13 protein-coding genes are annotated in these 12,894 nt (G+C 48.5%); all 13 read right to left on the bottom strand.

Features of this window, described 5'->3' with window-relative positions:
* Positions 1–14 precede the first annotated feature (14 nt).
* Positions 15–785, bottom strand: a complete 771-nt coding sequence (locus ACXUPB_RS17985) for an enoyl-CoA hydratase/isomerase family protein (RefSeq protein WP_035561389.1) — start codon at positions 783–785, stop codon at positions 15–17.
* 28 nt (positions 786–813) lie between these two features.
* The gene (locus ACXUPB_RS17980) at positions 814–1,263 is read right to left on the bottom strand and encodes a MaoC family dehydratase (protein WP_035561392.1); all 450 of its coding nucleotides are present in this window, start codon (positions 1,261–1,263) and stop codon (positions 814–816) included.
* Between the two features lie 18 nt (positions 1,264–1,281).
* Positions 1,282–2,334 carry a LacI family DNA-binding transcriptional regulator gene (locus tag ACXUPB_RS17975; protein WP_052703723.1) on the bottom strand — a complete coding sequence of 351 codons (1,053 nt, stop codon included), beginning with the start codon at positions 2,332–2,334 and terminating at the stop codon, positions 1,282–1,284.
* 50 nt (positions 2,335–2,384) lie between these two features.
* Positions 2,385–3,581, bottom strand: a complete 1,197-nt coding sequence (locus ACXUPB_RS17970; protein WP_035561394.1) for a CaiB/BaiF CoA transferase family protein — start codon at positions 3,579–3,581, stop codon at positions 2,385–2,387.
* A gap of 12 nt (positions 3,582–3,593) precedes the next feature.
* Positions 3,594–4,871: a TRAP transporter large permease gene (locus ACXUPB_RS17965; RefSeq protein WP_035561396.1), complete on the bottom strand. Its 1,278-nt coding sequence runs from the start codon at positions 4,869–4,871 to the stop codon at positions 3,594–3,596.
* A 3-nt stretch (positions 4,872–4,874) separates the two neighbouring features.
* Entirely contained in the window at positions 4,875–5,423 is a 549-nt protein-coding gene (locus tag ACXUPB_RS17960) for a TRAP transporter small permease (protein WP_035561398.1), read from the bottom strand.
* Between the two features lie 26 nt (positions 5,424–5,449).
* Positions 5,450–6,436, bottom strand: coding sequence for a TRAP transporter substrate-binding protein (locus ACXUPB_RS17955; RefSeq protein WP_472953764.1), 987 nt, complete (start codon positions 6,434–6,436; stop codon positions 5,450–5,452).
* A gap of 235 nt (positions 6,437–6,671) precedes the next feature.
* On the bottom strand, positions 6,672–7,616 hold the full coding sequence (locus ACXUPB_RS17950; protein WP_101147219.1) for an IS5 family transposase: 945 nt from the start codon (positions 7,614–7,616) through the stop codon (positions 6,672–6,674).
* Between the two features lie 349 nt (positions 7,617–7,965).
* A complete protein-coding gene (locus ACXUPB_RS17945; RefSeq protein ID WP_035561402.1) occupies positions 7,966–8,754 on the bottom strand; it encodes an SDR family NAD(P)-dependent oxidoreductase in 789 nt (262 codons plus the stop codon).
* Complete coding sequence (locus ACXUPB_RS17940) at positions 8,751–9,929, bottom strand: aldose 1-epimerase family protein (protein ID WP_035561404.1); 1,179 nt, start codon at positions 9,927–9,929, stop codon at positions 8,751–8,753. The genes ACXUPB_RS17945 and ACXUPB_RS17940 overlap by 4 nt, the downstream gene beginning before the upstream one ends.
* A gap of 84 nt (positions 9,930–10,013) precedes the next feature.
* On the bottom strand, positions 10,014–10,928 hold the full coding sequence (locus ACXUPB_RS17935; protein ID WP_472953761.1) for a sugar phosphate isomerase/epimerase family protein: 915 nt from the start codon (positions 10,926–10,928) through the stop codon (positions 10,014–10,016).
* Positions 10,929–10,945: 17 nt separating this feature from the next.
* Entirely contained in the window at positions 10,946–11,326 is a 381-nt protein-coding gene (locus ACXUPB_RS17930; RefSeq protein ID WP_472953759.1) for a hypothetical protein, read from the bottom strand.
* A gap of 238 nt (positions 11,327–11,564) precedes the next feature.
* Positions 11,565–12,866: an IS1380 family transposase gene (locus ACXUPB_RS17925; RefSeq protein ID WP_179917458.1), complete on the bottom strand. Its 1,302-nt coding sequence runs from the start codon at positions 12,864–12,866 to the stop codon at positions 11,565–11,567.
* Positions 12,867–12,894: the final 28 nt, after the last annotated feature.

Here is a 12,894-nt window from a genome sequence, read left to right as displayed (position 1 = left end):
GTGAAATGCCCCCTTTAACGTCGATTGAAAAGTGGAGCCCGCTTTTGTTTAAAAGCTTCTCTTCCCTCAGCGGCATCTTCTGTGGCAAAGCAAATTGTTTGAAGATCCCTTTCATAAGTGATTGCATCTTCAATATTCATACCATATGCCGCTCTCAAATTTACTTTGGCGGTTTCAGTAGCGATAGGCGCACGTGCTGCAATTGTATGGCCAAGCTCCTTTGCTTCGCTCAATAATTCAGCACGGTCTACTACGCGTGATACTAAGCCCCAATTTAAAGCGGTATGAGCATCGATGGAGTCACCCGTCATAATCATCATCGCGGCATTAGAGGAGCCGATTGTATGGGTTAAATGCGCCGCCATACCCCCGCCCCCAATCCAGCCGAGCTTGACCTCGGGTGCGGCAAAACTAGCATTCTTCGAAGCAAGGCGAATATCACAACTCATCGCCGTTTCAAACCCGCCTCCAAATGCGTACCCATTAACTGCAGCAATAACGGGCTTGGTCGCGTGTCGAAGTGCATCGCAATAGTCGCGCCTATTACGAAAATTCCATGGTGTATCGTAATTATCTAGCGTACGGATATCTGAACCGGCGCAGAAAGCCTTGTCTCCCGTCCCTGTCAAAATTACACAGCGTACGCTATCGTCACTATTGCAATTATCTACTATAGATATCAGCGCTTCAGCCATTTCAGGAGTAACTGAATTTAGTTTTTCTGGCCTGGCAAGAGTAATAATCAGAAGATAGCCATCTTGTTCTGTGTAAATATGCTCGCTCATATCGATCTCCCGCTTAGTATTTAAAAACTTATGGTCGGGTTAATACCATGATCTGATTAGTACCTTCCTGAACGACGTTTTCATCTTGGTTGATGCCTTGAATTCCTAGCGTTACTATCCCGCGATTACCTTTGCTCGTTAGACGTTTTTCTTTGATTGTAAGCTTGGCTCGAAGTCGATCACCTATATAAACAGGTTCAGAAAATTGCCAATTCCAATTAAGTGCGGCTACAACATGAAAACTAACTAGACAACGGTTTTTGAGTGCGTCAATAAGTCCAAGCACCAATAGTCCATGGGCAAGACGACCTTTAAATCCCATTTCTTGAGCAAACGTTTCGTCAACATGCACATCAGTGAAGTCGCCGGTCAAACCTGCAAAGCCTAAAATGTGTGCTTCACTCACGGTTATAGCTGGAGTCTCGTACGTAAAGTCAATTTCTAAATCTTCAAAATAATTTTTGTCGCTAAACTTCATAATGACGACTCCTTTGGGCTAGGTACTTTGACGAAAAATCAACTCGAACCCGACGTCTATACATTTATTATCAATCGGATTATTTTCCATGCGCGCAAGCAGCAGTTCTGCTGCATTCTGACCAATTTGAGCAGCGTGGACTGACACTGTGGTCAAGCTTGGCACTAGGTTTTTCGCAATTTCAAAATCTCCAAATCCAGCTATTGCCAGTTGTTTAGGCACCGCTATACCTCGGCGTGTGCACTCGAGTAGGGCACCGGACGCGAATACATCTGATGAAAAAAATACGGCATCAGCATCGGGATGTTGCTTCAAAATGCTGATGAGCGTTTGGGCACCAACTTGCATCGTTAACGGCTGGCCCGCCAGAGTAAGTACGCGAGGTTTATCTAGTCCCATCGCTTTTATTGCCGCTTGATAGCCTTGCAAACGGGCCTCTGCACGATAGTCGCCAACATTTGTTACTCCAGCAAAAACGATTTTGCGGTAACCTTTTTCACCGAGATAGCGCACCATTTGATAGGAGGCTCTTTCATTTGAGTATCCCACTAGCAGATCGATAGGGTTTTCCAGCCAGTCCCAAGTTTCTACAACCGGTAGTCGTGAGCGAGATAGCAGTTTAATGAGGGATGGATTGTGATGTGTACTCGCTAGCATGATGCCGTCTGGCCCACGGCCAAGAAAGCTACGTACCAACTCTTCTTCTCTATCGGGATCATATTCGGTGTTACCGAGTAGAATTTGGTAGCCAGCTGGAACGAGCGTATCGGAGAGAGCCTGAATAGTATCTGCAAATACAGATGACGAAATAGACGGAATGATGGCAGCCACAATGCCGCTTCGATTAGAGGCCATCTGACTTGCAGCTAAATTTGGCACATATTGCAGGGACTCGATTGCATCGCGAACGCGGAGTGCCACCTCTTCACCGACTAATTCAGGTTGATGAAGTACTCGTGATACGGTCTGCCCTGAGACGCCAGCTTTACGGGCGACATCGGCCATCGTCACACGGCTTGAAGTCGTACGACGACGGCGCTTGACTAGTGGAGACTTAGTATTCTCATCCATACCTGGCAATAATCCCTGCTTAATGGTTAGAGGCATTCTCTGCCACTAAACTATAGTGTTTCACTGGCGATAACGGCATTGGTGAGAAGATGATTAATTTGGCTTTCTTCATATCCCAACTCTCTAAGAATCTCCTTGCTTTGTTCCCCTGTTAGAGGAGCGCCGCGGCGAATCTCGCATGGGCTCTTGGAAAACTTATAAGGAAAACCTGGTGTGCGAATTAGGCCCTCAGTAGGGTGAACATATTCGACGAGAGAACCGTTGTGCTTCACCTGAGGATCTTCTACTAGATCAGCATAGGTATAGACTGGGCCCGCCCAAATATCGGCTTCCCTAAATAAAATGAGCCATTGCGATGTGGTTTTTTTCTTCATCGCATCGCGGGTCTTGGCAATAATCAAATCTTTTTGTGTAAAAGAGTCGCGGCCATCCTCCATGTTCAGAAATTCAGGGATATCTGCAATTTCTCCGAACTTGCGTAACGGCGGGAAAGCGAGAGCAATGGCATCATCTGCTGTATTAAAAACGCCATAAGGAGCTCGAATGTATGTGTGACCATCCGGCTCTTTCGAGCGAGTTTGAGGAACGCCCCCAATGCTAAAGATCGAGAGTTCCTGCATCTGTAAAGAAATGATCGAGTCGAGCATATTGACGTCGACTTTTTGACCTTCACCAGTACGCTCGCGGTGTAAGAGGGCGGCCATTACCGCTTCAAACGCAGAATAGGCAGTGACGGCATCAACAAGGTAGTTACCTGAAGGAAGCGGTGCCTCTCCATCGCGGCCCACGTTGTACATAGCGCCACTCATCGCCTGGAGTAACATATCCTGGCCAGGCCAGTTTATATAAGGACCATCCTCACCATAACCAGACATGGATATATAGATGATTTTAGGATTAATCTCTTTAAGACTTTCATAATCAACGCCTAATCTTTTAGCGACACCGGGGCGATAATTCTGTACGAAGACGTCACCGCTTTTCACTAAGTCTTTGACAATTGTTTTGCCTTCTTCATTTTTTAAATCAACGGCTAAAGATCTTTTATTGCGATTTAATGCTGTAAAAGAAACGTTAATCCTATTGCCATTAGCCCCACCAGCAGCCACATGGCGCTGCCATTCGCCAGTAATAGGCTCAACCTTAATAACATCTGCACCAAGATCTCCAAGGCGCTGTGTTGCGAAGGGGCCTGCCATTGCGATAGTACAATCAATTATTTTGTAACCAGCTAAGATTCCAGACATTTAAAAATCCTATTAAAATTTATTGGGTAGCCACAGTACGAGCTGTGGGAAGTAAGTAAGCGCAAGTAAAACCAGCAATAAAGGAATATAAAAAGGAAGTATTGCGCGAATCATCTGCCAGAAACTGATCTGGGCAATGTGCTTGCAAATAAATAAGATCACTCCAAATGGCGGGGTTAAAGATCCAATCAAAAGGTTAAGAATCATTACAATCCCGAAGTGTATCGGATCAATTTCATACGCGGCCACGAGTGGAAGTAGGGCGGGTGTGGCAATAAGAATGATCGCAGTGGTCTCCATAAAGAGACCCACGAGCAGTAATGAAATATTGAGTATCAGTAGCAGCAGCAGAGGATTGTCAGTAAGACTCTGCATGAAATCTACTAGCAGCCCTGGCAAATTCTGTACCGAAATAAGCCAGCCGAACGGGAAGGCTGCTGCAATAATGAACACTAGTACTCCAGTGGTAATAGCGCTCATTGCCAAGGTGTCAATCAAGCCTTTGAAGTCCAGCTCTTTGTTAATGAAACCCAGAGCTGCGGCGTAAACTACGATTAACGCGCCAAGTTCTGTGGGTGTTGCAACGCCGCTGAGCATACCTGCCACAAGTAACACCGGTGCCACCAAAGCTGGCAGAGCTCTCAAAAATGTAACGCCAAGAACCTTTAGAGATTTCTTCTCATCCCTTGGTGCCGCTTCACGGCCGGACCACACCAGATAATAAACGACTACCATCAGGCAGAGCCCCATCAGTAGGCCGGGCACAATTCCTGCGAGAAACAAATCAGTCAACGACAATTGGGCCGTCACGGCATAAATAACCATTATCACGGAGGGGGGAATGACTGGCCCAATAATGGAAGAAGCAGCGGTGACTGCCGCAGCAAAACTTGCAGAATAACCACGCTGCTTCATCTGCCGAATTTCGACTGCCCCTAAACCGGCGGCATCGGCCTGAGCCACTCCTGACATTCCTGCAAAAATGATAGAGGCGGCAATATTGACCTGAGCCAACCCACCTCGCATATGTCCGACCAGAGCTGATGCAAAATCGAAAATTCGCTCAGAAATACCTGCACGATTGAATAGATGACCAGCAAGCACAAAAAGTGGGATAGCTAACAATGGAAAGCTGTCTAGCCCACCAGACATGCGCTGGATCACGATCTCCATAGGCAGGCCGGGCCCGGTAATGATAAAAATGAAAGCTGCAAACAGCATTGCAAAAGCAACAGGCACTTCTAGTGCAATCAACGCCAGAAAAATAACGAGTAGAAAGCCAATGGGCATGACTCAGATTCCTTCACGAGCAAAATCAGTGATCGATTCACCGTTGATGTAAGTCATTGGCTCCCCTTTAATCAACGCTACAATGTCAGCAACGGTATAGAAGGCCAAGGTAAGTACCATCGACAGCGATGCGTAAAACAGAGGCATCGAATAGAACCACATACGCGAAATGGGAATTGGCAGTGATATTGAGTTTGATCGTGCTTCAATGCTCATGACCCCTGGTGCTTTTACAACTAGCCAATAAAGAACGAAAAGCATCACGGCGTATCCAAATAGACGCATTAAAGCTTGGACTCTGACAGAAACCAGCAGCGATGCTGCCTCTATCTTGATATGAGCGAGCCGCTTCATGCCCGCTGCCGCTCCCAAAAATACAATCCAAATAAAGGAGTAGGTGGCTAACTCCTCAACCCAGACAAAGGGGCGTCCAAAGCCATAGCGGCTGATCACTTGCAGCGTGATCGATAAAACGATCACGACAAACAGTGCCATAGCAGTCGCGAGTTCAATTCTTTCGATAATTTTCAAGGTTTTACGATAGAATTCCATAAGCGGCTCTCCATTGAGGTAGCAGTTTATTCAGCCATATCCTGAATCGACTGCCATAAGCCTTGAGTCCACATGCCATCACTTTCGACGCGTTCAACAGCTGATAAGGCCTTTTCACGCACTGGCTCAAGATCAATGGTTATAATGGTGGCACCTTCTTGTTCCATCTTTGCCACCAATTCATCGGTCTCGTTTATAGCCTGCTCTTGAGCCCAAGCAGTAGCTTCCTCTGCAGCTTCATCAAGTACTGTTTGCAACTCAGGAGAGAGTGATTGATAAAAGCTCTCATTTACTAAGATATGGGTAGCCGTCAAAATATGATCTGTACGCAGTACATAAGGCGCTGCTTCATGGAATTTAGCAGCATATGCTGCTGATACTGGCCCCTCCGCCGCTTCGATAACGCCAGAACGTAAGCCTAGGTATACTTCTCCCCATGCTACACGCGTAGGGTTGGCACCAAGGGTTTCCCATAATTCGAGATAAGTCGGTATTTCAGGAACACGCATTTTGAGCCCATCAATATCGTCAGCCGATTCAATGGGCTTATTAGTAAATGTCATGCGAGGTTGAATGGGGGCTTGAGCAAGAATTCGAATTCCTTGCTCATCAATAAGCTCTTGAGCCATATCCTGATAGGCTTGGCTCTCGAAGAACGTGGCCATATGGTCAAGGCTATGGAAAGTGAAGCCCCAGCCTAGAATAGAAAAATCATTCACCCAGTTGGCGTACCAGGAAAGGTCGTCTCCATATAACTGGACTGATCCTCCCATTGTTTGCTCAATGACTTGGACGTCATTACCCAATTGCTCGCCTTGGATAAAATTAATTTTTAACTGATCGCCGGCTTTTTCGTTTACTAAATCAACGAATAAGCGATTTTGGCGATCATAGAGCGACCCCAGCGCATCTGAGCCGCCAAAAGTCGCAGACTGCTGCGCAGTTGCTGCTGAAGAAATTGCGGTAAGAGCAATCCCAATCAGTAGACGTTTTGGAGATAGCAAGGTCATCATATATTCCTTTTGTCATTATGTTAGCGCTCACGTTAGCGCTAACATTAAATCTAGCACGAGATTTTTGATACCGCAATTATGTTGTTTCTAACTTAGGGAAGGTCTGAATAACTGCCGATATTCATCACCGCTCACTTGAGCCGAGAAAAAATCGAAAATTCAGACATTCTTCTCCCGTTCTTTGTGTATTTTTGCCCGTTTCCCGCTCATTGAGCGGAAAACGGGCGCAATCGCCCTATTCCCATAGGTATTTCTCACTGATCAGCAGGTTGCTGAACGCCGCCAGCAAGTGCAGGCGCTGAGTGTTTTTGGCCAGTCCACGATAGCGAGCCTTGCCATAACCAAAAACTTGTTTGATGTACCGAAAGGGGTGCTCCACCTTGGCACGGATACTGGCTTTGATTTTTTCGACTTTCTGTCGCCTGGCATCTAGCTGCTTGCGGGTGCCAGGCCGTTTGGCAATATACCAAGAGACATCGTTGCGGTGCTTGTGCTCGTCTCGTTTTTGAATACCAAGGTAACCGGCATCACCGAAGACGCGTTGCTCTTCACCGTGAAGGAGCTTATCGGCAGGCACAATGTCATGGACATTGGCAGCCGTGGTCTCAATGCTGTGAATCAACCCAAGCTTATCGTCGACACCTATGTGCATTTTCATGCCAAAGTGCCAAGAGCTACCTTTTTTAGTTTGGTGCATTTGCGGATCGCGCTCGCCTTTTTTGTTTTTGGTGGAACTAGGCGCAGAAATGATAGTGGCATCGACAATGCTCCCTTCGCGCAGCATCAGGCCATTTTTCTCCAGGTGGTTGTTCACTTCCTGGAACAGCACCTTGCCAAGGCCGTGGCGTTCCAGAAAATGGCGAAACTTGAGAATCGTGGTTTCGTCCGGCAATCGGTCCAGTTTCAAACCGGCGAATTGGCGCATGGACTCGATCTCGTAGAGGGCGTCTTCCATGGCCGGATCGCTCAGGTTGTAAAACAATTGCATGCAATGGACGCGGAGCATGGCAGACAGTTGATACGGAGGCCGCCCGCTCTCGCCCTTGGGGTAATAACGGGCTACCTTCTTCTCCAACTGCGTCCAGGGGATCAGCTTGTCCATCCGCTCCAGAAAGAGTTCGCGGCGGGTCTTTCGCTTCTTGTTCTGGTACTCGGCTTCTGAGAAGGTGATTTGATCCATGGCAGCACTGAATCCTATGCAGTTGACGATAGCCGTATTATCGCTGATGGCAGTGACTTTTTCAGAGCTTCCTTAGACGAAGGTATAGCCAAGCAAGTCTCTGAAGAGATAGAGAGCGGGTCACGTAAAAGCTTAAAAGCAATTTTTAGTAGCTTTTAATCTATATTTAACAAGAAGATAAATTTTTATGTGTCATAAACTAATAGTAGGACTTGCGGCGCTGTGGTTCTGTCGAAATTAGCAATTGAGGCTAAGCTTGGGCATCGAAATCCGGCACGTGCTCAACCACTTAGCTAGTTAATATTTATGCTTGCTTAAGCAAAGGCCAACTGCAACTGCTAGTTATTCACTATCTCATTACCCAGCCACCATCCACTGCGATGTCTTGCCCCGTAATAAATGAGGAGGCATCTGATGCTAGAAACAGAATTACCGATGCGATATCAGTGGCGCAGCCACGTCGTTTGATGGATTGATGATCGAGCACAAACTGAGCGTATTGCTCAGAATTGTCGTGTATTTTTTCCGCGTCAGTAGGAAACGCTCCCGGCGAAATGGTGTTGCAGGTGATTCCCCACTTACCAAACTCACGCGCCCAGGCTCTGGTCAAACCAACAAGAGCACCTTTCGATTGAACGTAAGGCGCCAGTTGTTCCCAGCCACCAGAAAGCGTAATAGACGAAATGTTAATAATTCTTCCCCATTTCTGGTCTCGCATCCCTGGCAAGGCGATACGGGTGCAGATTAAAGCAGCTTCTACATTCACCGCATGAACGTTGCGCATTTCCTCAATGGTGAAGTCTTCAAAAGGCTTACACGGATAAATAGCCGCATTATTTATCACCACATCAATGGGCCTTTCTTTAACCAACTCGCCGAGCTGTTGTTCAAGCACTTGATGATCGGCCAGATCCAACTCGATAATCTCTAGCTGCGACTGTAGGTGTTCCGGTGTGGCGTTGCGTAGTTCTGCTATTTTGCGAGTGTCATTGTCAATGGCTACCACGCTTGCACCCAGGGCAAGGATTTCTAGAGTGGTTTCACGGCCTAACCCACCGGCGGCGCCCGTGTAGAGTACCCGTTTGCCTTTAATGGAAAATTGAGCAGCAAGAGAGTGAGTAAGGTTTACATCGCTCATGAGCGGCCTCCTATAACAGGGAACTTGCCAGAGGGTACCGGAAAGTTTTCGTCAGGCTGGGTAGCAACTGCTGTAATGCGCTTCTCGCAGTTAATGATTTCCTGCCTATCCGTTAGTACGCGAAAACGGATGTCATAATGACGCTCATCGCCATGATGAAGCCAGATTAGTTCGCCACGCTCTCGGGCAGCACCTTCACCAAGAACGTGATTGGTAGAGGGTTCTATACCTGCCGCATATTGGCCGGCTTGCAGGTTTTGCCACTGGTATTGGCAGGGAAATTGATCCTTGCGAGTAGTTACCTCCAACCCCAAAGAAAGTCGGTCATTAACTAAGGCGACGGATACTTCCCCTGTGTCATTGGGCTTCATTTCGTGTTGCCAGACCTGCTCATGGAAACCTAACTGAGGGGGCGGGAAGGTGCAGTAGCCGACATCTTGCGATCGGTAAGTTTCATGATGAGCGGCCCATATTACGTCTGTGATAGGTGCCACATAACGCGTGCCTTCATCGAGCACTGGGTAGCCCACATTGATGTGGTAACAGAACATATGCGGTGTACGATAGAAACCACGGTTTACCACACGGTCGCTGATGGAGATATCGTTACTACCAACGTTGATTTCAATACGACGATGTAGCTCAAGGTGTTCGCCGAAAACGGTGCCTTGAGTCACCACCCCTTCTGCCCAAAGTACACAGCTATCCCCATCCCAGCGTTCACCATAACCACTGAGGCGGGCAGGGATAGTCCCCACTCGGCCATGGATAGACTGCTTAACCAATTTACGGGGTGTATAAATGTAATTGTCCGCTGGCGCATCGTACATAAAAAGGATGTGATCTAGCCCGCAGGTGACCATTAATCCTGAAAAAGAGCGCATCCAACCGAGCCCATCTTCGCCTTCATATTCATGCAGACTTGGGTGGCGAAAGCCCGATGGAGAGTGCCATCCAATCGAATGACCGCGATACTCGCAATCGGCGATATCCATAGCCCGCTCAATTAATACGGTGAACCGCAAGCCCGTTCCTGAACGAAATTCAAGCATGCGAATGCCACGCTCTAAACCGTCCTCTAACTGCATCAGTCGCACGCCAGCAAACTGTCCTAGAGAGCCACTACTTGCCTCAATGTCCCGTCGAGTTAGCTCTTTACCATAGAGTTCAGGCATAACTTCTCCTTTAAATGCCGCCTGGGGACAGCATTCTGCATTTAACATATGGATGGTAGGCCCGTCGTTAACGGGCCTAAGTGTTCAGACGCCGTTCGCGCGAAGTTTGCCGTCAATGAATTTTTTCGCACGGGGTACATCACTTTCATCCAAATGCTCAATGATGATAGGGATATTGGGATGTGTTTTTGATAGACGCTTTAAATAAAGGTCGTAGTTCAACTCACCCAGGCCTGGTGCAGGGAGTTCTATTTCGCCAACGCCACGGAATGTATGGCTCTCCGCTGCGCTCTCATCACCGATATCGCTGTGCTTTTCGCCCTTGTCGTCACCAGAGCGTTTTACATCCTTTGCATGAGCAATACAGATTTTGTCTGACAGTGCATCGAAAACTCTATTGAGAGTTTCATCCATCTTGCCGATATTATGCGCTTCGAAATAGTTAGTTGGATCCATCAACAGACCCAAGCCAGGATGATTGACCTCGACGAACATACGTAGCGTTTCCTCTACGGAGCCAACTACGTTGTTCACATAGGTTTCAAGAAGGAAAACCGCGCCATGGTCATAGGCGTGTTGAGCGAGATTAGCGATGACTCCACGGCAGTCTGCCCAACCTTCTTCGGTTTTGTTTTTTGGGTGGTGTACCCAATCGCTTTCAGTATTGAAGGTGCCTGTTTCTGAAATGACATAGGGTGTACCAAGATATTGCGCGTTAGCAATAATCTCTTTAAGTAACCCATTTCGTTTACGACGTTCGTCTGCATCAGGGTGAACGATATTGGTATAGGCGGAAATTGCACAAATCGGTAAGTGGTGATCACGGAATGTGTTACGAATTTTATCGCATTTCTGTTGAGTGATTTGGCCAGCAGATAAATCCATGTCTCTGAAGTGCATATCCAATTGCACAGTGTTGAAGTTGTGACTTCGGATTGTCTTGGCGGACTCTTCAAGTGAGTAGGGAAAGTAACCTGAGAAAATGCCTGTCTGCATCATAGCGAAAACTCCTTATTTTATTCTTGGATAAAATCGTTAAAGCGCAGAGTACGCTGCTCATCAATCGACTGATAAGCTGCCTCTACTAGCGCCATGGTTCGCACAGTATCGGCGACGTGAAGTACGGGGGGAGTGTTAGATTCAATCGCGTATTGCAATTGTTCCATTACGCCTATGAATGCGTGTGGGAACCACATGGTGTCCCAATGTGGAGATACCCACTTGCCATCGGTGTGTGTCTTGCTCGCGTAGGTAAGCGTAGACGGCTCGCCTCCTGGCCAACCGATAGTGCCTTTGGCTACACCAGCCGTGCCTTCAACCCGCCATGTAATGCATTGGTCATCTTGAAAGCCACTTTCACGGGGGCCGGACCATACGTCTTCCAGTGATAATGCCAACAACCCTGATGGAAACCGCAGGGTGGTGGCAACGATACCATCGGAATGTTTAAAGGTAGTGCGTGGATCCTTTCTAGCCTGGATTTCTCATAGTACCTCAGCCAGTACCGCACTCAGGCTGTAACACCGCTAAACACCTACTGGCTCGACTTACATCGGCTACTTTTTAACCACTTTCCGTCCTTCAGACACACTTCCCCCTTTCCCCCATTGCGTCGGGCCGGGGGCGCCCGAGCAGTCAGTTCGGCACCAACCGCCTGACCAGATCGGATAGCGCCGTTTTATAGGGGTAGCTGTCACTCATCAACACCCGGATGCGGCGCGTATTGCGGAGGATGACCGCGCCTACTTTGATGAGCTTGAGCCTCAGGTTGCTTGGACTCATGCGCGCGAAGGGCGTGTGCTTCAGGTAAGTCCGTAACCGCTCGAACAGCGTATAAGCGAAGCCCGACAAGATCAGCCGCCACTGATTGGCCCACCAGTGCGTGCTGGAGGTCCGGTCAGCAAACAGGCTCAGTTGTTGATCCTTGATCCGGTTCTCCATGTCACCCCGGGCACAGTACTGCTCGTAGTAAAGCTTGAAGCCGTCATCGTAACGAGAGCTGATGATAAACCGGGGATTAGAGCCTAACTCACCTTCTTCTAGGCGGGCCACCACCCAGCGTGGGTATTTCCAGGAGCGGGCTTGATACTGGAAGCGGAACGTCCCCGCTACTTTCCCTCCCACCTGCCATTGGGTCTTGCGCACCAGCATCATGGGGACGTCCACTTCCTTGAGCAGCCGGCTGTTCTTTGCGATTCCCACGATGTAGTCGACGTGATGCCGATCACACCAGTTCAGCATCCGGGGACGACAAAAGTGGCTATCACCTCGTAACACGATGCGCGTATCGGGCCAGTATTGACGGATAAAGCGTACCAGTAAGGCGAGGATCGCCCAGCTATGGCGGCTGTCGCTGCGGTCACTGGTGCGCAGATAGCTCACCAGTAAGTGGCGCCCACAGAAGACATACAGTGGGAAGTAGCAGTGGTGATCGTAATAACGGTTAAAGAACTTGCCGGGTTGCTCGCCATGCACGGGGATGTCGGTGCCATCAAAGTCCAGCACGATCTCCTTGGGTGGTTCGTCATGCTGTTCAATGAAGTGATGCCACAGCAACTCATGGGCCTTCACTATTGCTTGCCGATCGGCGTTCTGCTCCACCCGGCACAGCGTCGACTTGCCTGCCAGCGTATCCTCTTCACCGAGCGCTGTCTGAAGGGCCTGATCATAGCGCAGGGCCTCATGGTCGTTGAAATCTTCATAGCCAGCGGCGACACCGAACACCCGCTGACGAACCAACGTGTCGAGCTTATGACGAACCTGTTCCGGTGAGCGGGGATCATGAAGCACGGCGGCCAAGCGGCGTGTTAGGCGATGCTGTTTATCGACTTCACGAAGCAGGAGTAATCCGGCGTCCGACGTAATGTGGCCCCCGGAGAAGTCGGCTTCAATTTGGCGGCGAGAGAGTGGCGAGAAGGTCAGCTTTTCAGGTACCATTTTGGAAGCGGCTGTTGGTGTTGGTTTT

Source organism: Vreelandella sp. DA03-1M, from assembly GCF_055725665.1.
The sequence above is the reverse complement of the archived record's forward strand: the minus strand, read 5'-3'. Positions and strand labels throughout refer to the sequence as shown.

What these genes read in the sequence shown, in the direction of transcription:
- ACXUPB_RS17985 (WP_035561389.1), bottom strand. Translation starts at nt 785, where the DNA reads ATGAGCGAGCATATTTACACAGAACAAGATGGCTATCTTCTGATTATT.
- ACXUPB_RS17980 (WP_035561392.1), bottom strand. Translation starts at nt 1,263, where the DNA reads ATGAAGTTTAGCGACAAAAATTATTTTGAAGATTTAGAAATTGACTTT.
- ACXUPB_RS17975 (WP_052703723.1), bottom strand. Translation starts at nt 2,334, where the DNA reads ATGGATGAGAATACTAAGTCTCCACTAGTCAAGCGCCGTCGTCGTACG.
- ACXUPB_RS17970 (WP_035561394.1), bottom strand. Translation starts at nt 3,581, where the DNA reads ATGTCTGGAATCTTAGCTGGTTACAAAATAATTGATTGTACTATCGCA.
- ACXUPB_RS17965 (WP_035561396.1), bottom strand. Translation starts at nt 4,871, where the DNA reads ATGCCCATTGGCTTTCTACTCGTTATTTTTCTGGCGTTGATTGCACTA.
- ACXUPB_RS17960 (WP_035561398.1), bottom strand. Translation starts at nt 5,423, where the DNA reads ATGGAATTCTATCGTAAAACCTTGAAAATTATCGAAAGAATTGAACTC.
- ACXUPB_RS17955 (WP_472953764.1), bottom strand. Translation starts at nt 6,436, where the DNA reads ATGATGACCTTGCTATCTCCAAAACGTCTACTGATTGGGATTGCTCTT.
- ACXUPB_RS17950 (WP_101147219.1), bottom strand. Translation starts at nt 7,616, where the DNA reads ATGGATCAAATCACCTTCTCAGAAGCCGAGTACCAGAACAAGAAGCGA.
- ACXUPB_RS17945 (WP_035561402.1), bottom strand. Translation starts at nt 8,754, where the DNA reads ATGAGCGATGTAAACCTTACTCACTCTCTTGCTGCTCAATTTTCCATT.
- ACXUPB_RS17940 (WP_035561404.1), bottom strand. Translation starts at nt 9,929, where the DNA reads ATGCCTGAACTCTATGGTAAAGAGCTAACTCGACGGGACATTGAGGCA.
- ACXUPB_RS17935 (WP_472953761.1), bottom strand. Translation starts at nt 10,928, where the DNA reads ATGATGCAGACAGGCATTTTCTCAGGTTACTTTCCCTACTCACTTGAA.
- ACXUPB_RS17925 (WP_179917458.1), bottom strand. Translation starts at nt 12,866, where the DNA reads ATGGTACCTGAAAAGCTGACCTTCTCGCCACTCTCTCGCCGCCAAATT.